Raw genomic sequence first — 24,650 nt, forward strand, 5'->3', positions numbered from 1 at the left:
TGCTGCTTAATTCCGCAGTGCAGCAGAAATTTTGTTTTGGCGTGTGGGGAGACCGTCTTGAAAATATCGAAAATACTTGTTGCCAACCGATCCGAAATTGCGATCCGCGTTTTCCGGGCAGCCAACGAGCTTGGGATAAAAACCGTTGCGATTTGGGCGGAAGAGGACAAGCTGTCTTTGCACCGCTTCAAGGCTGACGAGTCCTATCAGGTTGGCAGGGGTCCGCATCTCGCCAAGGATATGGGGCCGATCGAGAGTTATCTTTCGATCGAAGAGGTTATCCGGGTGGCGAGGCTTTCCGGAGCGGACGCCATCCATCCCGGTTACGGCCTTCTGTCTGAAAGCCCGGAATTCGTGGAGGCCTGCAATGCGGCCGGCATCACCTTCATCGGACCGACGGCGGATACAATGCGCCAGCTCGGCAACAAGGTCGCCGCCCGCAATCTGGCCATTTCGGTTGATGTACCCGTTGTTCCTGCCACCGATCCGCTGCCGGACGATATTGCCGAAGTGGAGCGCATGGCCGAGGAAATCGGCTATCCGGTCATGCTCAAAGCCTCTTGGGGCGGCGGCGGCCGCGGCATGCGCGCCATTCGCAAAAAGGAAGACCTTGCCCGTGAAGTGACCGAAGCCAAGCGCGAGGCGAAGGCCGCTTTCGGCAAGGACGAGGTTTATCTCGAAAAGTTGCTTGAGCGCGCCCGCCACGTCGAAAGCCAGGTGCTGGGCGATACGCATGGCAATGTCGTGCATCTGTTCGAGCGCGATTGTTCGATCCAGCGTCGTAATCAAAAGGTCGTCGAGCGCGCACCGGCGCCATATTTGTCCGAAGCCCAGCGTCAGGAGCTGGCCGCCTATTCGCTGAAGATCGCCGCCGCGACCAATTATATCGGTGCCGGCACGGTCGAATATCTGATGGATGCCGATACCGGCAAATTCTACTTTATCGAAGTCAATCCGCGTATTCAGGTGGAGCATACCGTCACCGAAGTCGTGACCGGTATCGATATCGTCAAGGCGCAGATCCATATTCTCGAAGGGGCTGCGATCGGTACGGCGGAATCTGGTGTTCCGCGCCAGGAGGATATCCGCCTCAACGGCCATGCGCTGCAGTGCCGCATCACCACGGAAGACCCGGAACACAACTTCATTCCGGACTATGGACGCATCACCGCCTACCGCTCCGCTTCGGGCTTCGGTATTCGTCTGGATGGCGGAACGTCCTATACGGGCGCTGTTATCACCCGCTATTACGATCCGCTGCTGGTAAAGGTCACCGCGTGGGCGCCGCAGCCGGATGAAGCGATCAGCCGCATGGACCGTGCGCTGCGCGAATTCCGTATTCGCGGCGTTGCGACCAACCTCACTTTCCTTGAAGCCATCATCGGTCACGACAGTTTCCGCAACAATACCTACACGACACGCTTCATTGATTCGACGCCGGAGCTGTTCGCGCAGGTCAAGCGTCAGGACCGCGCCACCAAGCTTTTGACCTATCTTGCCGATGTGACCGTCAATGGCCACCCGGAAACCAAGGGACGTGCCAGACCGTCCGAAAAGGCAGCAAAGCCCATCGTGCCTTACATCGATGCGCCGACGCCTGACGGTACCAAGCAGCTGCTGGACAAGCTTGGACCGAAGGGCTTTGCGGACTGGATGCGCAACGAAAAGCGCGTGCTGGTCACCGATACGACCATGCGTGACGGACACCAGTCGCTTCTGGCCACCCGCGTTCGCACATATGATATCGCCCGCGTTGCCAGCGTTTACGGCAAGGCGCTGCCGCAGCTTCTGTCGCTGGAATGCTGGGGTGGTGCGACGTTTGACGTCTCCATGCGCTTCCTGACCGAAGACCCGTGGGAGCGTCTGGCGCTCATCCGCGAAGGCGCGCCGAACCTGCTGCTGCAGATGCTTCTGCGTGGCGCAAACGGCGTCGGGTACAAAAATTACCCTGATAATGTCGTCAAATATTTCGTCCGTCAGGCCGCAAAGGGTGGCGTCGATCTTTTCCGTGTCTTCGACTGCCTGAACTGGGTGGAGAATATGCGGGTCTCGATGGATGCGATTGCCGAGGAGAACAAGCTCTGCGAGGCGACCATCTGCTACACCGGCGATCTGTTGAATTCGGCGCGTCCGAAATACGATCTCAAATATTATACCAGCCTTGCCGCCGAGCTTGAAAAGGCAGGCGCGCATATCATCGCCGTCAAGGACATGGCGGGCCTGTTAAAGCCGGCTGCCGCCAAGGTTCTGTTCAAGGCGCTGCGCGAGGCGACCGGTCTGCCGATCCACTTCCACACCCATGATACATCAGGTATTTCCGCTGCGACCGTTCTTGCAGCTGTGGATGCCGGTGTCGACGCCGTCGATGCCGCAATGGATGCCTTTTCCGGCAATACGTCGCAGCCATGCCTCGGCTCGATTGTGGAGGCGCTGGCGGGGTCGGAGCGTGATACGGGTCTCGATACCGAATGGATCCGCCGTATTTCCTTCTATTGGGAGGCCGTGCGCAACCAGTATGCGGCTTTCGAAAGCGATCTGAAGGGACCTGCCTCGGAAGTCTATCTGCATGAAATGCCGGGCGGCCAGTTCACCAATCTCAAGGAACAGGCGCGTTCGCTCGGTCTCGAGAGTCGCTGGCACGAGGTGGCGCAAGCCTATGCCGACGCCAACCGGATGTTCGGCGATATCGTCAAGGTAACGCCGTCCTCGAAGGTCGTCGGTGACATGGCGCTGATGATGGTCAGCCAGGATTTGACGGTCGCCGATGTCGAAAACCCTGATCGTGAAGTGTCCTTCCCGGATTCGGTGGTTTCGATGCTGAAGGGCGATCTTGGACAATCGCCGGGCGGCTGGCCGGAAGTCCTGCAGAAAAAGGCGCTGAAGGGTGATGCGCCGTACACGGTTCGTCCGGGTTCGTTGCTGGCGGATGCTGACCTCGATGCGGAGCGCAATGTCATCGAAACCAAGCTGGAGCGCAAAGTCGACGACTTCGAGTTTGCCTCCTATCTGATGTATCCGAAGGTGTTCACTGACTTCGCGCTCACCGCCGAGACATACGGGCCGGTTTCCGTGCTGCCCACCCATGCCTATTTCTACGGCGTGGAGGACGGCGAGGAGCTGTTTGCCGATATCGAACGCGGCAAGACGCTTGTCATCGTCAATCAGGCCTCGTCCGGTACTGATGATAAGGGCATGGTGACGGTGTTCTTCGAGATCAACGGTCAGCCGCGCCGCATCAAGGTGCCGGATCGCACCCATGGTGCTTCCGGTTCCGCCGTGCGCCGCAAGGCGGAACTCGGCAACGCGACACATATCGGTGCGCCGATGCCTGGTGTCATCAGCCGCGTCTTCATCAATCAGGGTCAGGATGTGAAGGCTGGCGATGTTCTGCTGTCCATCGAGGCCATGAAGATGGAAACGGCACTTCACGCCGAACGCGACGGCAAGATCACTGAGGTTCTGGTGCGCCCCGGCGACCAGATCGACGCGAAGGATCTGTTGATCTCCTACGCTGAATAACGTCGCCTTACATCGGTAATAAGATCATAGACGCCCGCCTTTCGGCGGGCGTTTTTTATTGCGCTGCTGCAAAAACTCGAATATGCATGTTCGTGCACGTTTATTCCTGTTTATGCATGAGTCTCGATGAGCGATCATTTTGTCAGTGAGCGGCAGGCGCTCATCCTAGCGCAGTTGCGGCAAAGCGGCCGCGTGCTAGCGCAGGATCTTGCCCAGAATTTCGGTGTTTCCGAAGACACGGTGCGCCGCGACCTGCGCGAGATGGCGGCGCGCGGGGAATGCCTGCGGGTTTATGGCGGAGCGCTGCTCTCGGATAGCACGACGGTCCCGCTGAAGACGCGGATTGCCGAAGATGCCGATCGCAAGGCCCTGCTGGCGCGTGCCGTCATCCCGCTTCTCGAGCCGGGCATGGTCGTCTTCATCGATGCCGGCTCCACTAACCTCGCTGTCGCAAGGGCCATTCCCGCCGGTCTCAAGTTGACGGTAGTGACCAATACACCCGCCATAGCCGCCGAACTGACGGGGCGGGCCGATATCGATCTGGTGCTGATCGGCGGCAAGGTCGATCCGGCTGTCGGCGCTGCAATCGACGCCATGGCGCTCAGGCAGCTTGAGTTGATGCGGCCCGATCTCTGTATTCTCGGCGTCTGCGGTGTCGCGGCCGAGACCGGGCTGTCGGCAGATGTTTTCGAGGATGCGGTGTTCAAGCGGCTTGCCTGCAGCGCCAGCCAGCGGATCGTCGCCGCAATCACGACGGAAAAGCTCGGCCATAAGGCAGCTTTTCACGTGCATGATTTTTCCCCACCTCTTTGCCTCGTGCTGGAGCAGGATGCCGACGGCGCATTGGTCGAGGCACTGTCGGCAAAAGGCGTAGACGTTCATTGCGGCGACGAAGACGCCGTTCGATTTTCCCACGGTCAAGTCTGAAGGATATTACCGATGAATGGCCCCACGACATTTTCGCCGACGGCTGCGCGCTCGTCCTATCTGACGCGGCACAGGCTGGGCGTTTCCCTGCTGTTCCTGATGAATGGTTTCATGATGGGGTCCTGGGCGCCCAAGATTCCGGAATTTGCGGCGCGCCTGTCGCTCAGTGAAAGCGCGCTTGGCCTGATCATTCTGGTTTTCGGCATCGGCTCGCTGGTTTTCATGCCGATTGCCGGTTCGCAGATCGCCCGTTTCGGCTCGCGCACCGTCAGCCTGGTCACTGCAGCGATCTTCTTGCCGACACTGCTTTTCATCTCCTGGGCTGGCACGATCTGGGCGGGTGTGATTGCGGTCTTCCTGTTTGGCGGTCTCACGGGGGCGATGGATGTCGCCATGAACGCCAATGCCGTGGCGGTGGAGCGGGACATGCGCCGGGCGATCATGTCGTCCTGCCACGCCTTCTGGAGCCTTGGCGGCCTGATCGGGGCCGGTCTTGGTGGTTATCTCATCACGGCAATCGGTGTGCAGGGCCATGCCATTGCGTTGACGGTCATCGCGCTTGTTTTGCTGGTCATTGCCTGGCCGCGGGTTCTCGCGGATCGTCCGCATGCCGAGGCCGAGCGTCCGAGAGGCGGCTTGCCGCTGACGCCGCTGCCGTGGATCATCGGCCTGATGGCGCTGTTTTCCATGGTGCCGGAGGGTGCGATCCTTGATTGGGGTGCGCTTTATCTGCGCAATGAACTGGGGGCTTCCGTTTCGCAGTCCGGTTTCGCTTTTGCGGCCTTCTCCCTGACCATGGCGGCCATGCGTTTTGCCGGTGATCTGGTGCGTGACCGGTTCGGCGCGGTCAACACCCTGCGGTTCTGCTCGCTCATGTCGATCATGGGCCTTCTGATTGCCGGCCTTGCGGGAAGCTCCACTTTCGTGATTATCGGCTTTGCCATTGCCGGCATCGGCATTTCCAACATGGTACCCATCGCCTTTTCGGCGGCGGGCAACATGCCGGGGCTGGCACCGGGAATCGGGCTCTCCGTCGTGACCACCATGGGTTATTCCGGTATTCTGGTGGCGCCGTCCGCCATCGGTTTCATTGCCGAACATACGGGTCTCGCCAGTGTCTTCCTTGCATTGCCGTTGCTGCATGTGGTGGTTTTGCTGCTTTCGCGGCTCGCCCGGCATGCGGATGGAGCTGGCAAAGAATAGGCGTCTCGAATTTTGCCATGATTGCGGTAAAGTAGAAGCTCTTATGCGTTGGGTGTTGACAAGCAGGCCCCCTTGTTTCACCTCAATTGCCAGACCTTGCCGCAAGCTCCAGAGACCGCCATGACGTCACACGCTGATTACGATCCAAAGCCCCGCCGCGCATCCGTCGCCGTCGACGTGGGCGGCGTCATCGTCGGTGGCGGTGCGCCCGTTGTCGTGCAGTCGATGACCAATACCGACACGGCTGACATCGACGCCACTGTGCAACAGGTGGCAGCGCTTTTTCAGGCCGGTTCGGAAATGGTCCGTATCACCGTCGATCGTGACGAGAGCGCTGCCGCCGTGCCAAAAATCCGCGAGCGGCTGCTGCGTCTTGGCATGGATGTGCCGCTGATCGGCGATTTCCATTATATCGGCCACAAGCTTCTCGCCGATCATCCGGCCTGTGCCGAGGCGCTGGCGAAATACCGCATCAATCCGGGCAATGTCGGCTTCAAGGACAAGAAGGACAAGCAGTTCGGCGAAATCGTCGAAATGGCGATCCGTTATGACAAGCCCGTGCGCATCGGCGTGAACTGGGGATCGCTCGATCAGGAATTGCTGACCACGCTGATGGACAGGAACAAGGAAGAAGGGTTTCCGCTCTCCGCCCGTCAGGTCACGCGTGAGGCCATCGTGCAGTCGGCGCTGATTTCCGCTGAACTTGCCGAAGAGATAGGCCTGCCGCGCAACCGCATCATTCTTTCCGCCAAGGTCAGTCAGGTGCAGGACCTGATCGCGGTCTATTCGATGTTGTCGGAGCGGTCCAACCACGCCCTGCATCTGGGCCTGACGGAAGCCGGCATGGGTTCCAAGGGCATCGTCGCTTCCTCCGCCGCCATGGGTTACGTTCTGCAACATGGCATTGGTGATACGATCCGCGTCTCCCTGACGCCGGAGCCGAATGGCGACCGCACCCGCGAGGTGCAGGTGGCGCAGGAATTGCTGCAGGTCATGGGCTTTCGGCAGTTCATTCCGGTCGTTGCGGCATGTCCCGGCTGCGGGCGCACCACGTCTACCGTCTTTCAGGAACTGGCCCAGAATATTCAGAACGATATTCGCAAGAACATGCCGGTCTGGCGTGAAAAATATCCCGGCGTCGAGGCGCTCAATGTCGCCGTCATGGGCTGCATCGTCAACGGTCCCGGTGAAAGCAAACATGCCGATATCGGCATTTCCCTGCCCGGGACCGGCGAAAGCCCCGCCGCACCTGTCTTCATCGATGGAGAAAAGGCGCTCACTTTGCGTGGTCCCAACATTGCCGGTGATTTCGAAGCGCTTGTGGCCGATTACATCGAAAAGCGTTTCGGCCAGAAAGATGCGGCTGAATAATGCGTAGCGTGAGAAACCCGACATTCCACTGTCATATCTCCTGAACCTCTCGGAGCATCAAAAAACATGATCAAAAAAATCGCGATCGTTGCCCTTTGCGGAACGTACCTTTCCGCCTGCACCACCACCGACCCGTATACGGGTGAGCAGAAGATGTCGAACACGGCAGGCGGTGCCGGCATCGGTGCTGTCGTTGGCGCGCTTGGCGGTCTGGCTGTCGGCGGTTCGCCGGTCGGTCGCCGCAATGCCGCGCTTATCGGTGCGGGCATCGGTGCGCTCGCCGGCGGCGCTATCGGCAATTATATGGATGGTCAGGAATCCGAGCTTCGCGCTCAGCTTCAGGGCACCGGCGTTTCGGTCTCCCGCCGCGGCGACAGCATTGTTCTCAACATGCCGTCGAACATCACTTTCGCCACGGATCAGGATCAGGTCATTCCGCCCTTCTATCAGACGCTCGATTCTGTCGGCATCGTGCTGAACAAGTTCAACCGCACGCTGATCGACATCAACGGTCACACCGATTCCACCGGTAGCCCCGGTTACAATCAGGGCCTTTCGGAACGTCGTGCGGCGTCGGTTGCCAATTATCTCGGTGCGCGCGGCGTTGATCAGCGCCGTATTTCGACGCTTGGCTTCGGTGCTTCACAGCCGATCGCATCGAATGCAACGCCTGACGGTCGCGCTCAGAACCGTCGCGTTGAAGTGCTGATTTCGCCTCTCAAGGGCTGATTGGCTATAGGGGGCTGAGCGGGGAAACCGGCTCAGCTTTTCCGTTCGGCAATGAACCTTGCGGCCGCGATGAGAATCGCGGCTTTTTCGCCATAGGGGGCCAGGAGGTCACTGGCTTCCGCCACCTGTTCCTTGAGCTTGGTGCGCGCCCAGTCTTCACCGCGCAAGGCGACCAAGGTTCCCTTGCCGCGTGCGGCATCCTTGCCGGTTGCCTTGCCCATGGTGGCGGCATCGGCGGTCAAATCCAAAAGATCATCGGCGAGCTGGAAGGCGAGCCCGATTTTTTCGCCGAAGAGGCGTAGCCTTTGCCGTTCGGAGACGTCGCTTCCGGAAATGATCGCGCCTGCCTCGCAGGCGAAGCGCAGCAAAGCGCCGGTTTTCATAGCCTGCAATGTAACTATGCCGGCTTCATCCGGAGCGTTTTTTTCCGCAGCAAGATCAAATGCCTGTCCGCCGGCCATGCCGCCTATGCCGGCTGCGCGGGCAAGCGAAAGTACGAGCGCGGCCTTGCGCTCGGCCGCGAGCGGGTTTTCATCCGAGGCGATAATGTCGAAGGCGAGCGTCAGCAGGCTGTCGCCGGCGAGAATGGCGGTCGCCTCATCGAATTTGCGGTGTACCGTCGGCTGGCCACGGCGCAGATCGTCGTCGTCCATGGCCGGCAGGTCGTCATGCACTAGCGAATAACAATGCAGGCATTCCAGCGCCGCGCCGACATAATGGGCAGCTTCGGCATCTCCGCCCAGAAGGGCAGCACTTTCGATGACGAGGAAGGGTCGTAGGCGTTTGCCGCCGTTCAGCACACCATGGCGCATGGCGTCGAGCAGGTTTTGCGGACGCGTGATCTCGTCTGCGCGCGCTTCACCGGAAAGCAGGCGGCCAAGCAAGGCGTCGGTTTTTGCCGCGTTTTCGCGCAGCCTCGTTTCGAAATTCGTCATCTGAGCGTCCATGCCGCGCTCTTTGACATGCCGCGCGGGGCCAGGCAACCTTTTCGTGATTCCCGGGCGTAACTGTTTGACCAGACTCGCCTTGAAGACGGCAATGGACTATGAAAGGCTTCGATTGGCGCGGGGCTGAGACGGATATTGAGCAGTACGCCTGAAAGCGACGCAGATTACGCCGTGCTGGCGGAAGACCGGAGCAGTCCGAAGGTGGATTTTCGCACGTTGGCAAAGCGCATTATCATGACCTTGCTGGCTTTGTTGATCCTGCCCTATCTCCTGATTCCCGTCTATGCGCTGCCGTTCATGCGGCCTGTTTCGACCTTGATGCTTGCCGATCTGGTGACCCTGCAGGGCTATGACCGGCGCTGGGTGCCGCTTGAGGATATTTCGCCGCGTCTTGTGCAATCAGTGATGATGTCTGAGGACGGGCAATTCTGTTTCCATGGCGGCGTGGACTGGAATCAGATGCAGTCCGTCGTCAGCAATGCGCTGGACGGGGCCTCCACCCGCGGTGCAAGCACCATTCCGATGCAGACAGCCAAGAACCTGTTTTTATGGAACGGCCGCTCGTTCCTGCGCAAGGGGCTGGAACTGCCGCTGGCAATCGCGGCCGATTTTGTCTGGTCCAAAAAGCGGATGATGGAGATTTATCTCAACGTTGCCGAATGGGGGCCGGGTATTTATGGCATCGAGGCTGCCGCGCAGCATCATTTCAAGGTGCCGGCGGCAAAGCTCAGTTCCCGTCAGGCGGCGCTGCTCGCCGTTTCCCTGCCCAATCCGATTGATCGGGTCGCCAGCAAACCGGGCCGCGGCCTGCAACGGCTGGCAGGCCTTATTGAGCGGCGTGCCCGTGGCTCGGGCGCCTATGTCGGTTGCGTGCTGGACTGATCCAGCCTGCCCACTCAGCCTTTCGTGAAAATATAGTCCGTTTCCTGACGCAGGGTTTCGCCCGGCCGCAGGATCGCGTGCGGAAAATCCGGGTGATTGACAGCATCAGGCCAAATCTGCGTTTCCAGGCAGAAACCGGCAAAGGGACCATAGTGGCGGCTATCGAGGCCGGGAACCGGAACGTTCAGCTTGAAGGCCGAATAGAACTGCACACCGGGTTCGGTGGTGTGAACCTCAAGGGCAATATCGGAGGCAGGCGAATAGGCGCGGGCGACCTTGCGCTTGGCGCGGCGCTCGGGCGAGAGGCAGAAATTGTGGTCGTAGAGGACCTGCTCACCATCCTCCTTGCGCCGCATCGGCGTCGGTTGGCGCAGGTCGAAGACTGTGCCTTCAACGGAGCGGATTTCGCCGGTCGGTATCTGTTTGTCGTTGGTCGGCAGGTAGAAGTCGGCGGCGATGCTGATCTCATGCCCAAGTGCGGTATCCGCGCCATCGAGATTGAAATAGGAATGCTGGCAGATATTGGCGATGGTCGGCTTGTCGGTCACGGTTTCATAGACCACCGAAAGCACGCCGCCGTCGAGGATGGTATAGGTGGCTGTGACCGTGCAATTGCCGGGATAACCGGCGCGGCCGTCAGGATCGACGATTTCCAGCACGACGTGGCTTTCGCCGTGTTCCATCAACATCCAGTTGCGTTTGCCCATGCCGTCGCTGCCGCCATGCAGGTGACTGACGCCCTTTTCGTTCAGCTCAAGCTGGTATTCATGCCCGTCGATGGAGAATTTACCGTCACCGATGCGGTTGGCATTGCGGCCAGGGGTGGCGCCGAAATAGGAGGAATATTTGTAGTCCTCGAATTTATCGAACCCTAGAACGAGCGGCGGCTGGTAGCCCTCAAGGCGCAGATCCTGAATGACTGCGCCCCAGGTGATGACCTTGGCCGTCAACCCGCCCTTCGAGATGGTGACGCGTTCGACCTTTTCGCCGGTTGCCGTGAAACCAAAATTCTCCCGTGCCGCACCGTCGCTCATTGCATCATTCTCCCGATTGCCATGAATTGCCGGGCGGACGTTGCGTCATTTTCCGGCAATTCGCAATCCCGCAATTCAAAGCATGTCTCCCAAAAGTGTGCCGCGGTTTTGGGATAAAGACATGCGTAAAACAAAAAAAGAAAGCGCGAAGCGCTTTACGCGGCTAGTTCGCCGATGGCTTGCGGATCATAAGGCGTCGTCTGGTATATCTCATTGATCCAGTTGCCGAAAAACAGATGGGCATGGCTGCGCCAGCGGTTGAGCGGGGCAAGTTCCGGGTCGTTGTGCGGAAAATAATCATGCGGCAGCTTGATGGGCACGCCGGCATTCGCATCGCGGAAATATTCATCTGAAAGCGAGGTCGAGTCATATTCGACATGGTTGAACATGTAGAGCCGGTTGCCGGCTTTCTCATGCACCAGACACACGCCCATTTCCTCTGACTCCATCAGGATTTCGAGTTGCGGATGTTTTTCGATGTCGGCACGACGCACTTCCGTCCAGCGCGAGACGGGCACCTGAAAATCATCCGAAAACCCGTTCAGATAGATCGATGAGGGGGAAAGATTGCGGTGGCGGTAGACGCCGAACGCCTTTTCCTTCAACTCGTATTTCGGCACGCCGTGGAAATGGTAGATGGCCGCCATCGCGCCCCAGCAGACATTCAGCGTCGAATGGACGTTGGTTTGCGTCCATTCGAAAATCTTCTGCATCTCTGCCCAGTAGGTCACATCTTCGTAGTCCAGCATTTCGATGGGCGCGCCGGTGATGATGAAACCGTCGAACTTGCGGTGGCGCACTTCTTCCCACGTCTCATAGAAGGACAGAAGATGTTCTTCCGGTGTGTTCTTGGCGCGATGGCCGCCGATGCGTATCAGCGAAAACTCCACCTGCAACGGCGAAGCGCCGACAAGGCGGGCCATCTGCACTTCCGTTTTGATCTTGTTCGGCATCAGGTTGAGAAGCCCGATCTGGAGCGGGCGGATATCCTGCCGGATGGCCGCCGTTTCAGTCATGACCCGCACGCCCTCATGAACGAGGGTCTCAAAGGCGGGAAGCGTATCGGGAATCTTGATCGGCATGTCGAACTCTCTTTTCGGATGACGTAAAGAACGTTGCGAAAACAAAAAAACCGGCAGCGAAATCGCGGCCGGTCCCAGGAAATTGCCCTTTTCCTCGACCCTTTAGCGACTTCTTTAAAGTGGCTGCAAGCCGGTCGGCAAATCACCACTAAGGCGTTTCATAATCCCGAAGCCGGCGAAAATCAATATAGGCTGATTTCATCGGGTTTCGGCTTTCCCTTTTTGGCCGAGGTGCGATAAGGCAGGGCATGGATAAAGAGCGCTTCACCATTCTGCTTGGCGGCGATGTCACGGTGACCGACCGCCTGAAGCTGGCGGTTGCGGATAGCCGCGTGATCGCGGCTGACGGCGGCATGCGCCATGCAGAACCGCTTGGCCTTACGCCGGAACTATGGGTGGGGGATTTCGATTCCGCCAGCAACGACCTGCTGGACGCCTGGCCCGATGTGGAGCGGCAGCCATACCCGGCCGCAAAGGCCGTGACCGATGGCGAGATTGCGGTCTCCGAGGCCTTAGCTCGCGGCGCCCGTTCGCTGCTGCTGGTTGGCGCACTTGGGGGAGAAAGAAGCGACCACGCGCTTCAGCACCTTCTGTACGCTGTGGCGCTCGCCGAACGGGGTATCGAGGTAACGCTGACGTCAGGTGAAGAGGAGGCCCGGCCGCTGCTTCCCGGTTCGCTGGATGTCGATCTGCCGCCCGCTTCACTGTTTTCGGTGGCCGGTTTTACCGCCCTTGCGGGGCTTGATATCGGCAATGTGCGTTATCCGCTCGTGGATTTTGCGCTTGCTTTCGGTTCCTCCCGCACTATTTCCAATGTCGCAAATGGCGGCCCTGTGCATTTTTCGCTGAAAAGCGGCAAAGCCATCGTGCTCGCTCGCCCCTATGATCTGACCGGAGCCTGACACCTTGGCACCCCCTATTTTGAAACTCGACGACATCAAGCTGACGTTCGGCGTAACCCCGCTGCTCGACGGCGCCAATTTTCAGGTGGAGCCGGGCGACCGCATCTGCCTTGTCGGGCGCAACGGTTCGGGCAAGTCGACCCTGATGAAGATTGCTGCCGGTCTGGTCGAGGCGCAGTCGGGCGAGGTTTTCCGCCATCCTTCCGCTACCATCCGTTATCTGGAGCAGTCGCCTGATTTTGCCGGTTACGATACCGTTCAGGCCTATGCCGAAGCGGGGCTTGGTCCCGGCGATGATCCCTATCGTGTGACTTATCTGCTTGAGCATCTGGGGCTGACGGGACAGGAAAATCCGGCAAGCCTTTCCGGCGGCGAAGCGCGGCGTGTGGCCCTTGCCCGCGTCATGGCGCCGGAACCCGATATTCTGATGCTGGACGAACCGACCAACCATCTGGACCTGCCGACCATCGAATGGCTCGAAAGCGAATTGCAGCAGACGCGCAGCGCGCTGGTGCTGATTTCGCACGACCGGCGTTTTCTGGAGAAGGTCTCGACTTCGACCGTGTGGCTCGATCGCGGCCAGTCCCGCCGTCTCAATCGCGGTTTTGCGCATTTCGAGGAATGGCGCGACAAGGTTCTGGAAGAGGAAGAGCTGGAGCAGCACAAGCTCGGCAAGGCGATCGAGCGCGAAGAACACTGGATGCGTTATGGCGTGACCGCGCGGCGCAAGCGCAATATGCGCCGCGTCGGCGAGCTTCAGGCCATGCGCGCGGATTATCGCGGCCACAAGGTGCCGCAGGGTTCGGTGCAGGCGACCGTCACCGAAGGGCGCGAGTCGGGCAAGCTGGTCATCGAGGCCGAGGCCATCACCAAGTCTTACGGCGAGCGGGTCATCATCGCGCCGTTTTCTCTGCGGGTGCATCGCGGCGATTGCATTGGCCTTGTCGGCCCGAATGGCGCCGGAAAAACCACGCTTTTGAAGATGCTGACCGGCGAGCTTCAGCCCGATAGCGGCACGGTGAAGCTCGGTACCAATCTGGAGATCGCGACGCTTGACCAGAAGCGCGAGGATCTCAATCCAACCGAAACGCTTGCGCATTACCTGACCGATGGCCGGGGTGACAACCTGCTGGTCAATGGCGAAGTGAAGCATGTGACGGGCTACATGAAGGATTTCCTGTTCCAGCCGGAACAGGCCCGCACGCCGATCCGCAACCTTTCCGGCGGCGAGCGCGCCCGGCTTATTCTGGCGCGCATTCTGGCGCGGCCGACCAACCTTCTGATCCTCGACGAGCCGACCAACGATCTCGATATCGAAACGCTCGATCTGTTGCAGGAAATCGTTGCGGGTTTTTCCGGCACTGTCATCCTCGTCAGCCATGACCGCGATTTCCTCGACCGCACCGTCACCTCCACCATCGCACCCGCCAATCCGGACCAGCCGGACGGACGCTGGATCGAATATGCCGGCGGTTATTCTGATATGATGGCGCAGCGCAAGGGTGCTGCGGAGGAAAAACGCAAGGCTGAGAGGCAGGAAAAGGCGAAGGCCACACCTTCCACTTCCGCTACGCAGGATACGTCGAAGGCCAAGGGCAAGCTCTCCTTCAAGCAGAAATTCGCGCTCGAAAATCTGCCGAAGGAGATGGAAAAGACGCAGGGCGAAATCGCAAAACGCGAGCAGCGTATGGCTGATCCCAACCTCTTCGCCAAGGACCCGGCCGTTTTCAACACGCTGGCGCAGGAAATGACCAAGCTGCGCGAAAAGCTGGAGACCATGGAAGAGGAATGGCTGGAGCTGGAGATGCTGCGCGAGGAAATGGAAGGCTGATTGCGACGGGGTTTCTTGAACGAGGCGTCATCCGCCTTTGACAGGACGGCAAAATTGCCGTTTCCTGTGCCGGTTCGGAGGAGTTCAAAAAATGCGCATGATCTTCGTCAACCTGCCCGTCAAGAATATCGAGACATCGAAAAGCTTCTTCACGGCGCTCGGTTTCAGCTTCAATCCGGAATATTCTGACGATCGCACGCTCTGCATGATCGTGGAGGAAAACATCTTCGTGATGCTGCTTCAGGAAGAGCGTTTTCGCGATTTCATCAATGGCGACATTGCCGATGCGAAGCAGAGTACGGAAGTGCTGACCTGTCTTTCCGCCGGAAGCCGCGAGGAAATCGACCGGATGATCGCAACCGCGCTCGCCTCCGGCGGCAGCAGCTGGAAACCCGTTCAGGATCACGGCTTCATGTATGCCGGCAGTTTTCAGGATCCGGACGGTCACGTCTGGGAACTGGTGCATATGACGGCGCAGGGTTGACCGCAGCCATCTTGCCAATCCCTGACGGCGGGACTACATCATCATCATGATCTAACGGGGTGTCTTTTGTGCTTGCGTGCAAAAGGCTGAGAGGCTTGCCAACCCGAAGAACCTGATCCGGTTCATACCGGCGGAGGGATTAGACGGCTTCAAGGCAGGCGGCTATTTCCCTTTTTGTTTTGAGGAGATACCCGTGCGCCGTCGTCTTTTCCTGAATTCCATCGTTGCCGTTTCGCTGTTTCTGCCCGCTCTTGCCACCGCGCAGGATCGACAGGAACTCACCGTCTATACCTATGAAAGCTTCGTTTCCGAATGGGGTCCCGGTCCCAAAGTGAAAGAAGCCTTCGAGAAGGTTTGCAACTGCACGGTCAATTTCGTCGGTGTGGCGGATGGCGTGGCACTGCTGAACCGCCTGAAGCTGGAAGGTGCGGGGTCCAAGGCGGATGTGGTGCTCGGTCTCGATACCAACCTTGTCGCGGAAGCGAAGCAGACCGGCCTTTTCGATGTCAGTGGCATCGATGCATCGGCGGCCAAGGTGCCGGGCGGTTACAAGGATGATGTTTTCGTCCCTTACGACTACGGTCATTTCGCAGTCATCTATGACACGCAGACGATAAAAAATCCGCCGACGAGCCTGAAGGAACTGGTGGAAGGCGACCCTTCGCAGAAGATCGCCATTCAGGACCCGCGAACCTCCACGCCGGGCCTTGGTCTGCTGCTGTGGGTAAAATCCGTTTACGGCGACAAGGCCCCGGAGGCTTGGGCCAAGCTCCGGAAACGCATTCTCACCGTAACGCCGGGCTGGTCGGAATCCTATGGTCTCTTCACCAAGGGTGAGGTGCCGATGGTGCTTTCCTACACCACCTCGCCCGCTTATCACATGGTTGCGGAAAAGACGGATCGTTATCAGGCAGCCTCCTTCTCGGAGGGGCATTACATCCAGATCGAAGTGTCCGGCCTGCTCAAAAACGCGCCGCACAAAGAATTGGCGAAGCAGTTTCTTGCTTTCACGCTCACATCAGGTTTTCAGGACGCCATTCCGGAAAACAACTGGATGATGCCGGTTGCGGCAACGTCCAAGCCGTTGCCCGAGGCGTTTTCCAAACTCGTCGTGCCTGCCAAGACCTTCCTGATGGACCCGGAAGAGGTGGCGAAGAACCGCAAGGCGTGGATCGACGAATGGCTTGCGGCCATGAGCATGAATTGACGAAGAGGCGCACCCGCGCATGATGCTGCGTCGCGATTACCGACGGTCGATTATTTTTGGGACGGTGGCCTTTGCCGCCGTTTTCCTGTTCATGGCGCTCGGCGTTGCTGCTCTTTTGTCTTTCGATGCCGGCGTATCCGCTGCGGGCATCATGGATGCCTATACGCTGCGTATTCTGCGTTTCACGCTGTATCAGGCAACGCTTTCCACCTTTCTTTCGATTGGTCTCGGCCTGCCGGTGGCGATGGCGCTTGCGCGTCGACGCGACTTTCCGGGGCGGATATGGATCATCCGGCTGATGGCGGTGCCGATGGGTTTGCCTGTCATCGTCGGCGCCTTCGGCATCATCGCCATCTGGGGCAGGCAGGGCGTCTTGAATACGGCTCTTGTTTTTGCCGGCGCGGAGCAACCCTCCAGCATTTACGGCCTTTCCGGGATTCTTATTGCCCATGTGTTCTTCAATCTGCCGCTTTGCGTGCGGTTGATGCTGGCCGGGCTGGAACGTATTCCGGGCGAATATTGGCGCATTGCGGCGAGCCTTGGCATGGGACCGATTTCGACTTTCCGCTTCATCGAATGGCCGGCGATTTCACGGCTTGTTCCCGGCATTGCCGGCCTTGTCTTCATGCTGTGTGCCACCAGCTTTACGCTGGTGCTTCTCTTGGGTGGCGGACCGGCGGCTACGACGCTGGAGGTGGCGATCTATCAGGCGTTACGGTTCGATTTCGATCCGCAGCGGGCGATCGCGCTTTCGGTTCTGCAGATTGTCCTGACCGGGGCTTTGCTCGGCCTTCTTGCCTTTCTGCCATCGCCGGAAGCAGAGATAGCCTCGCTTGGGCGTCCCCTTCGCCGTTTCGATGGCAAAAGTACCGGTGCACGCCTTTGGGATGGGGCGGCAATCATTCTTGCGGTTTTGCTGATTGGACTGCCGTTGGTCGCGACAACCGTCTCAGGCTTTGGGGCCGATCTACCGCGCCTTTTGTCTGCGCCGATCTTCCTGCGCGCGGCGGCGACCAGCCTTGCCATCGCCGCGCTCTCCGCAACTCTCGTCGTGCTCTGCTGTTTTGCGATCATCAGTGCCCGTCAGGCCGTTGGTTCACGGCGGCAGGCGGCTCGGCCCTTGCGCTTTCTGTCCGCCACGCTCGGCGCGGGGTCTTCGCTTGTACTGCTGGTGCCGCCTGTTGTGCTCGGAAGCGGATGGTTTCTGCTGTTGCGGCCCTTCGGTGACGTCAGCTTTTATGCGCCGGTTCTCGTGGCGATCGTCAATATGCTGATGGCGCTGCCGCTTGCCATGCGGGTATTGGAGCCGGCCTTTACCAGCCATTTTCTGCGCACCGGCCGGCTCTCCGCCAGTCTCGGGCTTCAGGGGTTGACGCGGCTACGATTTGCCGATCTGCCGGTTCTGTGGCGGCCTTCGGTTATGGCGTTTTCCTTTGCCATGGCGCTGTCGCTTGGTGATCTCGGGGCGGTTGCCCTGTTCGGGTCGGAAAATTTCATCACCTTGCCATGGCTGGTTTACAGCAATATGGGCAGTTACCGCACCAATGACGCCGCCGGATATGCGTTCATCCTCGGTGTCGTCTGCCTGCTGCTTGCTGCGGGCGGCGTTTCACGGCAATCGGCAAAGGCAAGCACATGACTGGCGATGATTTCGCAGTTCAGCTGGACAAGGTCAGGCTGCGGCTCGGAGCGCAGGATTTCGATCTGGATTGCACCTTTCCGCAGGGCCAGGTGACCGCCGTTGTCGGCGCATCCGGTTCGGGCAAGTCGACGCTTCTCAATCTGGTCGCCGGTTTCGAGGTGCCGGATTCCGGCCGCGTGGTGATCGGCGGGCGGGACATGGCGGCGCTCGATCCTTCCGAAAGACCGGTCTCATCGATCTTTCAGGACAATAATCTTTTCGCCCATCTCGATATTTTTACCAACGTCGCGCTCGGCGTCAGTCCGGGGCTGAAATTGCAAGCGGAAGACCGGCAAAACATCGAGATGGCGCTGGCGCGTGTTGGTCTTGCGGGTTTTGACAAGCGCCTGCCGGGCACGCTTTCCGGCGGAGAAAGACAAAGGGCGGCGCTGGCGCGTGCGCTGGTGAGGAAAAAAACGGTCATGCTATTGGATGAGCCCTTCGCCGCGCTCGATCCGGGATTGCGGTCGGGCATGACCTCCCTGCTTCTCGACTTGCATGCTGAAACAAAAAATACGGTGATTATTGTCTCGCACCATCCTGACGACATAAAAAAACTGGCGCAGCTTGTGGTTTTTCTTGATCGCGGCCGCGTTGTCTACACCGGCCCGACCACGGATTTCTTTGCCACACAAAATGTGAAGGCGGTGGACAGTTTCCTGAAGGGCTGATCGCCTTATTTTCGACGCGTGCCGCTGGCAATCGCTTTAGATGACTTCAATGGCGCTAATTTGCACTTGCCAGTTTCAAGTTGTTGCCCGAGAAAAGACGGGAATTATTGCATTCTTCAGGAATATTCCGGACTTGATGGATCGTTTTTACCGTATCGGCATTCATGGCTCGTTGGGGCGAATCTGTTATTCTGGTCTGCAATTAACGGATGATCAGGAACGTTAGGGGCAGGCATAGAGAATGAGAAATAGCATGACTGCACAGTGGAGGCTCTTCTCCCGTTCAGGCCTTCGCCGTTCGGGCAGGATGGCTGCTGCCTGGTCCTTGCTGACGGCGTCCGCCGTGTTCCTGTCGTCGTGCCAATCCCTGTTCAGCCCGGCTTACCAGTCCACATTGCGCCCGTCAGACAATCCGCAGACCGTGGAAGAGGTGCAGAAGAACGATCCCCGTGCGCAGATGGGCGCGCGCGAACATCCGCGCATCGTGGCGAGTTATGGCGGCGAATATCGCGATGCCAAGACCGAACGACTTGTTGCCCGCATCGCCGGTGCACTAACGGCCGTGTCGGAAAATCCGCAGCAGTCCTATCGCATCACCATCTTGAACTCACCTGCCATCAACGCCTTTGCGTTGCCGGGCGGGTATCTTTACGTGACGCGCGGGCTTCTGGCGCTCGCCAATGACGCCTCTGAAGTGGCTGCCGTGCTTTCGCATGAGATGGGCCACGTTACCGCCAATCACGGCATCGAGCGCCAGCGCCGCGAAGAGGCGGAGGTTATCGCCAGCCGTGTGGTCGCCGAGGTTCTATCGAGCGATCTGGCCGGCAAACAGGCGCTGGCACGCGGCAAGCTGCGGCTCGCCGCTTTCTCGCGCCAGCAGGAATTGCAGGCGGATGTCATCGGTGTGCGCATGTTGGGCGAGGCCGGTTACGACCCCTTCGCATCGCCGCGTTTTCTGGATTCCATGGCGGCCTATGCACGATTTTCCTCGGCCGACCCTGAAAACGACCAGAGCCTCGACTTCCTTTCCAGCCATCCCAACACGCCGCAGCGCATCGAGCTTGCGCGCCGGCACGCCCGCGCCTTCGGCCAGGATGGTCAGGTTGGAGATCGTGGCCGTGACTGGTTTCTGGATGGCATAGACGGCCTGCTTTATGGCGACAGCCCGCAGGAGGGATATGTTCGGGGCCAGACGTTCCTGCATGGAACGCTCGGTATCCGTTTCGACGTGCCGGAAGGTTTTGTCATCGACAACAAGGTGGAAGCCGTTCTGGCGACGGGACCAGGCGATGTGGCGATCCGTTTCGACGGTGTAGCCGATCCGAAACAGACCACCCTTGCGAACTACCTGACCAGCGGCTGGGTTGCCGGTCTGCTGCCGGAAACCGTCAAGGAAACGCAGATCAACGGTCTGGAGGCTGCCACAGCCCGGGCGACGGCCGACAAATGGGATTTCGACGTGACCGTCATTCGTGTCGGCCAGCAGATATTCCGGTTCCTGACGGCGGTGCCGAAGGGCAATGCCCAGCTTGATTCCATCGCCAACGTGCTGCGCACGAGCTTCCGCAAGATGACGCCGCCGGAGATCGCGGCACTGAAGCCGCTACGGGTGCGGGTGGTGACGGTGAAGCCCGGCGAAACCGTGGCGACGATCGCTGCGCGAATGATGGGAACCGAACGCAAGCTTGACATGTTCCGCATGATCAATGCGATGAGCGCCACCGCCACGCTTCAGCCAGGCCAGCGGGTGAAGATCATTTCGGAATGAGGTCTCACCTGGCCGTTACCTCACACAGGTAGGCGTGAACGAGTGAGATCATTTCCCGCCTGATCTTGGGTGACTGCAATTCCCCGCGCCGGGCGGCATTGTGAATGATGCCGTCAATGGCGTCGGACACGATCAGAGCGACAGTCCGGCTGTCCGCCGTTGAACCGGCTGGCATGTAGGCCGTTATCGCTGCCGAATAAAGACCGAGATATTCCTTTTCGAAAGCGCTGTTGGGATCGTTTGTTCCCGCGTGGCTCGGCGCGTCATCCAGCAGGACTTTATGAAGGCCGGGATGGAGGCTGTGGACAGCAATCATGCCGGCCACCAGATCTTCAACGAATTTGAGGAGCGGCTGTCGTTGCTGAGTGACGCTCTTCATGACTGCGAGGCAATCTTCAAGGTGGCGATGGCGCACCGCTTCGACAATCGAAATCTTGTCCGGGAAATATTGATACAGCGAGCCAATGCTGACACCCGCGGTTTCCGCCACCCTGTTGGTGGTGAAACCCGCCCAGCCATGATCGCTTAAAATGCGAGCAGCCGCGTGGACCACGGCATCAACGGTGGCTTTTGAACGCTCCTGGCGCGGCTCTTTGCGCATCGCGGTCTTCCGTTTTGCAATGCGAGTAGACAAGTCCTCCTCCATGACGAAAATATAAACATAGTGCTCACATTTTCAGGATGTAAAGGATATTGTCATGAGGGATCTGCTCAGGAGTTTGCTCGGCTATCACGCATGGGCGAACAGGGATTTGTTCGAGAAGCTGCAACAGCTCAACCCCGAGCAAAATATATCCGAACAGCACACGGCAATTCGGTTGATCAATCACTACCATGTCGTCGCGAGAATTTTTGCGGGCCACCTCACCGGAACGGCGCATGGCTTTGTCTCTGACAATACCGAGGCAACGCCGGAATTGAATGATCTTGCAAGGGATGTCGCAGCTCTGGACGGCTGGTATCTCGACTATATCGAGAAAACATCGCCTGCATCGCTTGGCGAATTTGTCGCCTTCACCTTCACCGATGGCGACAGAGGTTACATGTCCCGTGCCGAAATGATCTCACATGTGGTCCTGCATGCCGGCATTCACCGAGGCGAGGTCGCGCGCATCCTGAGCCAGCTCTCCATTACGCCGCCGTGGGATACGTTTGCCGTGTTCGTGCACGGAACGCAGCCACAACGGCGTTTGCAGGGCACACAATAAAAAGCCACCCGCCCCGGTTTGGGGGGCGGATGGCTTGTCTGATGAGTGGCTTCAGGCTCTTATTGCCACTCGCGCACATCAACGAAATGACCTGCGATTGCCGCCGCCGCCGCCATGGCGGGGGAGACGAGGTGGGTGCGGCTCTTGTAACCCTGACGGCCCTCGAAATTGCGGTTCGAGGTGGAGGCACAGCGTTCGCCGGGCTTCAGGCGGTCGTCGTTCATGGCAAGGCACATGGAGCAGCCCGGTTCGCGCCATTCGAAACCGGCGTCGAGGAAAATCTTGTCCAGACCTTCCTGTTCCGCCTGTTCCTTGACCAGACCGGAGCCCGGCACGATCATGGCAGAGACGGTCGAAGCTACCTTGCGACCATCGACGATCTTTGCTGCTGCGCGCAAATCCTCGATGCGGCCATTGGTGCAGGAGCCGATGAAGACGCGGTCGATGGCGATATCGGTGATGCGGGTGCCGGGTTGCAGGCCCATATATTCCAGCGCGCGCCACTTGGACGTGCGCTTGTTTTCTTCCTCGATATCGTCAGGATTGGGAACGATGCCTTCAACGGAGGTCACGTCCTCAGGCGATGAGCCCCAGGAGACGATGGGCGGCAGATTGGCTGCGTCCAGCACCACGACCTTGTCGTAATGGGCGCCTTCGTCGGATTTCAGCGTCTTCCAATAGGCGATTGCCTGTTCCAGCGTCTCGCCCTTGGGTGCACGCGGCTTGTCCTTGATGTAATCGAAGGTGGTCTCATCAGGTGCGACCAGACCGGCGCGGGCGCCGCCTTCGATCGTCATGTTGCAAACCGTCATGCGGCCTTCCATGGAAAGCGACCGGATCGCCTCGCCGGCAAATTCGATAACGTGGCCGGTGCCGCCGGCCGTCCCGATCTCGCCGATGATGGCAAGGATGATATCCTTGGCGGTCACGCCCTCCGGAACCTTGCCGTCAACACGCACCAGCATGTTCTTGGCCTTTTTCTGGATCAGCGTCTGGGTGGCCAGAACATGTTCCACTTCCGACGTGCCGATGCCGTGAGCGAGCGCGCCGAAAGCGCCGTGGGTGGAGGTGTGGCTATCGCCGCAGACAATCGTCATGCCGGGAAGGGTGAATCCCTGTTCGGGGCCAACGATATGTACGATGCCCTGACGTTTGTCGCGCTCGGAATAATATTCAACGCCGAAATCACTGGCGTTTTGCGCCAGTGTTTCCACCTGAATACGGCTTTCCTCGTTCTTGATTCCTTCCAGCCGATCGGCGGTGGTGGGAACGTTATGGTCGACCACGGCGAGCGTGCGGGTGGGCGAATGCACCGGCCGGCCGGCGATGCGCAGCCCCTCGAAGGCCTGCGGGCTCGTCACCTCATGGACCAGGTGACGATCGATATAGAGAAGACAGGTTCCGTCCGGGTCACGATTGACGACGTGGTCGTCCCAGATTTTATCATACAAAGTGCGGGGTGCGCTCATGGCTCTATACCTTGTCATGGAAAAGGGTAATCAGGGTTCAGTAAGGCGATGGACAGCAGGTGCTGTCAGGCGAGCCTAAGTCGGCTGGTGAGCGCCCCGGAAACGCGCGCAAAGAACCGTGCCGGCAGACGCTTGTGGTCCTGCAGCACATAAACATTCTGAGCGAGACATCCGAATTTAGATCCCATGGCAACTTTAATAGCAGATCGACGGTTTTACGGCAATATGAATGCGCGCTGCCGTTCAGAGGATCTGGCCAGCGTTGTTCATATGCACTGCGTCAAGAGTAGATAGCCTGCCTTAACGCATGTCCCACTGGTTATGGTGCAGCGCAACTTGCGTATTTTGCGCTGCACATATAGATGGGTCCCCTTATCATTTGCATTTCGACGAGCAATCGAAGGGAGGGAAAAGCATATGGTATCCGAAAAAGCCCTTATCTCGAAGATCACCTGGCGGCTGATGCCGTTTCTAGGCCTTCTTTATCTCATCGCCTATATCGACCGGCAGAATGTCAGCTATGCCAAGCTGCAGATGGTCGATGCGCTCAGCCTCAGCGAATATGCCTATGGTCTTGGTGCGTCGCTGTTCTTCATCGGTTATTTTCTCTTTGAGGTTCCGAGCAACCTGTTCCTCAACCGTTTCGGCGCCAGCAAATGGTTTGCCCGCATTCTGGTTTCCTGGGGTGCGGTCACCATTGCGCTTGCCTATACGCAGAACGCGACGATGTTCTACATCCTGCGCTTCCTGCTCGGGCTTTGCGAGGCTGGTTTCTTCCCCGGCGTGCTGTTTCTGATGACGCTGTGGTTTCCACGCGATTATCGCGGCCGCATGATCGGCCTGTTCATGATCTTCAGCGCTCTTGCCAATGCCATCGGCGCGCCGCTTGGCGGCATGCTGCTCGATCTGGATGGTTTCCTCGGTTATGCCGGCTGGGAATGGGTGTTCCTGGCGACGGGCGTTCCCGCTGTCATTGCCGGCGTCGTTACCTTCTTTTATCTGGATGATACGCCGGAAAAGGCGAAGTTTCTGACGCAGGACGAAAAGGACTGGCTGAAGGACCGGCTGACCGAAGAAAACAAGGGCATGGAAGAACATGCGGAGGATGGCTTCAAGGCGCTGATCAATCCGCGCGTGCTGTTCATGGCCCTTTGTTATGTCGGCTTTCCGCTGGCGGCCTATGGTCTCAGCTATTGGCTGCCAACCATCGTGAAGAGCTTCGGCGTTTCCAACACCGCCAACGGTTTCATCAACATCATCCCGTGGGTGATCGTGGCCGTCGCCCTGTTTGTCGTGCCTAATGCTGCCGACAAAGCGAAGAACAAGACGCCCTACATCGTCGGCCCTGCTTTCGTCGGCGCGTTTTGCCTGCTGATGTCGGCGCTGCTCAGCGATCCGGTGTTGCAGTTCAGCTTCCTCTGCATCGCCGCCGCAGGCATTTTTGCCGGCCAGCCGGTGTTCTGGAGCCTGCCAGGCCGCTTCCTCAAGGGTGCTGGTGCGGCTGCTGGCATTGCCGCCATCAACTCGGTCGGTAATCTGGGTGGTTTCGTGGCGCAGAATGTGGTGCCGTGGATCAAGGATCAGACCGGCAGCACGATTGCGCCGATGTTCTTCCTTGCCTTCTGCCTCGCGCTTGCGGGTGTGCTGGTCATTATCGCCGCGCGTAAAATGGGTGATCAGGCCAAGGCGGCCTGATTTCCTTTATCAATACGACAGCCGGTTCGGCCGGCTGTCG

Annotated in this window: 20 protein-coding genes and 2 riboswitches; of the genes, 15 read left to right on the top strand and 5 right to left on the bottom strand. The window is 58.9% G+C overall.

The annotated features are described in order from the left end of the window. The first annotated feature begins 57 nt into the window (after window positions 1-57). From pyc to JZX89_RS18895, 5 genes are all read left to right on the top strand, one after another. Window positions 58-3,519 carry a pyruvate carboxylase gene (gene pyc / locus JZX89_RS18875; protein ID WP_207135010.1) on the top strand — a complete coding sequence of 1,154 codons (3,462 nt, stop codon included), beginning with the start codon at window positions 58-60 and terminating at the stop codon, window positions 3,517-3,519. Window positions 3,520-3,645: 126 nt separating this feature from the next. Next, on the top strand, window positions 3,646-4,446 hold the full coding sequence (locus JZX89_RS18880; protein ID WP_207135011.1) for a DeoR/GlpR family DNA-binding transcription regulator: 801 nt from the start codon (window positions 3,646-3,648) through the stop codon (window positions 4,444-4,446). Window positions 4,447-4,458: 12 nt separating this feature from the next. Then, window positions 4,459-5,649 (top strand): MFS transporter, encoded by a 1,191-nt coding sequence (locus JZX89_RS18885; protein ID WP_149900442.1) that lies wholly within the window; start codon window positions 4,459-4,461, stop codon window positions 5,647-5,649. 120 nt (window positions 5,650-5,769) lie between these two features. After that, entirely contained in the window at window positions 5,770-7,020 is a 1,251-nt protein-coding gene (ispG, locus tag JZX89_RS18890; protein ID WP_207135012.1) for a flavodoxin-dependent (E)-4-hydroxy-3-methylbut-2-enyl-diphosphate synthase, read from the top strand. Between the two features lie 66 nt (window positions 7,021-7,086). Beyond that, window positions 7,087-7,749: a YiaD family glycine zipper/OmpA-like lipoprotein gene (locus tag JZX89_RS18895; protein WP_149900444.1), complete on the top strand. Its 663-nt coding sequence runs from the start codon at window positions 7,087-7,089 to the stop codon at window positions 7,747-7,749. Between the two features lie 32 nt (window positions 7,750-7,781). Here JZX89_RS18895 and JZX89_RS18900 read toward each other — a convergent pair whose 3' ends face one another. After that, window positions 7,782-8,696, bottom strand: coding sequence for a polyprenyl synthetase family protein (locus tag JZX89_RS18900; RefSeq protein WP_207135013.1), 915 nt, complete (start codon window positions 8,694-8,696; stop codon window positions 7,782-7,784). A gap of 234 nt (window positions 8,697-8,930) precedes the next feature. On the opposite strand from JZX89_RS18900, the gene mtgA reads away from it, so the two are divergent. Further along, complete coding sequence (mtgA, locus tag JZX89_RS18905; RefSeq protein WP_246670580.1) at window positions 8,931-9,578, top strand: monofunctional biosynthetic peptidoglycan transglycosylase; 648 nt, start codon at window positions 8,931-8,933, stop codon at window positions 9,576-9,578. Window positions 9,579-9,592: 14 nt separating this feature from the next. Here mtgA and JZX89_RS18910 read toward each other — a convergent pair whose 3' ends face one another. Then, window positions 9,593-10,612, bottom strand: a complete 1,020-nt coding sequence (locus tag JZX89_RS18910; protein WP_207135014.1) for an aldose epimerase family protein — start codon at window positions 10,610-10,612, stop codon at window positions 9,593-9,595. A gap of 155 nt (window positions 10,613-10,767) precedes the next feature. Continuing rightward, on the bottom strand, window positions 10,768-11,694 hold the full coding sequence (metA, locus tag JZX89_RS18915; protein WP_153515482.1) for a homoserine O-acetyltransferase MetA: 927 nt from the start codon (window positions 11,692-11,694) through the stop codon (window positions 10,768-10,770). An 82-nt stretch (window positions 11,695-11,776) separates the two neighbouring features. After that, window positions 11,777-11,853, bottom strand: a riboswitch (SAM riboswitch). Window positions 11,854-11,942: 89 nt separating this feature from the next. Between metA and JZX89_RS18920 the strand changes: the two genes are divergently transcribed. The 7 genes from JZX89_RS18920 to JZX89_RS18950 all read left to right on the top strand — a co-directional run bounded on the left by JZX89_RS18920 (window position 11,943) and on the right by JZX89_RS18950 (window position 20,238). Continuing rightward, window positions 11,943-12,596, top strand: a complete 654-nt coding sequence (locus tag JZX89_RS18920; protein ID WP_174374296.1) for a thiamine diphosphokinase — start codon at window positions 11,943-11,945, stop codon at window positions 12,594-12,596. Window positions 12,597-12,600: 4 nt separating this feature from the next. Next, window positions 12,601-14,427: an ABC-F family ATP-binding cassette domain-containing protein gene (locus tag JZX89_RS18925; protein WP_207135015.1), complete on the top strand. Its 1,827-nt coding sequence runs from the start codon at window positions 12,601-12,603 to the stop codon at window positions 14,425-14,427. Between the two features lie 91 nt (window positions 14,428-14,518). After that, window positions 14,519-14,911 (top strand): VOC family protein, encoded by a 393-nt coding sequence (locus tag JZX89_RS18930; protein WP_149900451.1) that lies wholly within the window; start codon window positions 14,519-14,521, stop codon window positions 14,909-14,911. Between the two features lie 45 nt (window positions 14,912-14,956). Beyond that, window positions 14,957-15,067: riboswitch (TPP riboswitch) on the top strand. A 37-nt stretch (window positions 15,068-15,104) separates the two neighbouring features. Next, window positions 15,105-16,118 carry a thiamine ABC transporter substrate binding subunit gene (gene thiB / locus JZX89_RS18935; RefSeq protein WP_174374294.1) on the top strand — a complete coding sequence of 338 codons (1,014 nt, stop codon included), beginning with the start codon at window positions 15,105-15,107 and terminating at the stop codon, window positions 16,116-16,118. A 19-nt stretch (window positions 16,119-16,137) separates the two neighbouring features. After that, window positions 16,138-17,757, top strand: a complete 1,620-nt coding sequence (gene thiP, locus JZX89_RS18940; protein WP_207135016.1) for a thiamine/thiamine pyrophosphate ABC transporter permease ThiP — start codon at window positions 16,138-16,140, stop codon at window positions 17,755-17,757. Further along, entirely contained in the window at window positions 17,754-18,470 is a 717-nt protein-coding gene (locus JZX89_RS18945; RefSeq protein WP_207135017.1) for an ATP-binding cassette domain-containing protein, read from the top strand. Before thiP ends, JZX89_RS18945 begins: the two co-directional genes overlap by 4 nt. A gap of 307 nt (window positions 18,471-18,777) precedes the next feature. Beyond that, window positions 18,778-20,238 carry a M48 family metalloprotease gene (locus JZX89_RS18950; RefSeq protein ID WP_236776626.1) on the top strand — a complete coding sequence of 487 codons (1,461 nt, stop codon included), beginning with the start codon at window positions 18,778-18,780 and terminating at the stop codon, window positions 20,236-20,238. A gap of 4 nt (window positions 20,239-20,242) precedes the next feature. On the opposite strand, the gene JZX89_RS18955 is transcribed toward JZX89_RS18950, so the two are convergent. Further along, on the bottom strand, window positions 20,243-20,839 hold the full coding sequence (locus tag JZX89_RS18955) for a TetR/AcrR family transcriptional regulator (RefSeq protein WP_207135052.1): 597 nt from the start codon (window positions 20,837-20,839) through the stop codon (window positions 20,243-20,245). 97 nt (window positions 20,840-20,936) lie between these two features. Between JZX89_RS18955 and JZX89_RS18960 the strand changes: the two genes are divergently transcribed. Continuing rightward, complete coding sequence (locus tag JZX89_RS18960) at window positions 20,937-21,446, top strand: DinB family protein (protein WP_207135018.1); 510 nt, start codon at window positions 20,937-20,939, stop codon at window positions 21,444-21,446. 59 nt (window positions 21,447-21,505) lie between these two features. Here the strand turns inward: JZX89_RS18960 and leuC are convergent, their stop codons facing one another. Then, complete coding sequence (gene leuC, locus JZX89_RS18965; RefSeq protein ID WP_149900458.1) at window positions 21,506-22,915, bottom strand: 3-isopropylmalate dehydratase large subunit; 1,410 nt, start codon at window positions 22,913-22,915, stop codon at window positions 21,506-21,508. Between the two features lie 417 nt (window positions 22,916-23,332). On the opposite strand from leuC, the gene JZX89_RS18970 reads away from it, so the two are divergent. Further along, window positions 23,333-24,610, top strand: a complete 1,278-nt coding sequence (locus JZX89_RS18970) for an MFS transporter (protein WP_207135019.1) — start codon at window positions 23,333-23,335, stop codon at window positions 24,608-24,610. Window positions 24,611-24,650 lie beyond the last annotated feature (40 nt).

Origin of the sequence: Agrobacterium burrii (genome assembly GCF_017313405.1) — a bacterium.
GTDB classification, from domain to species: domain Bacteria; phylum Pseudomonadota; class Alphaproteobacteria; order Rhizobiales; family Rhizobiaceae; genus Agrobacterium; species Agrobacterium burrii.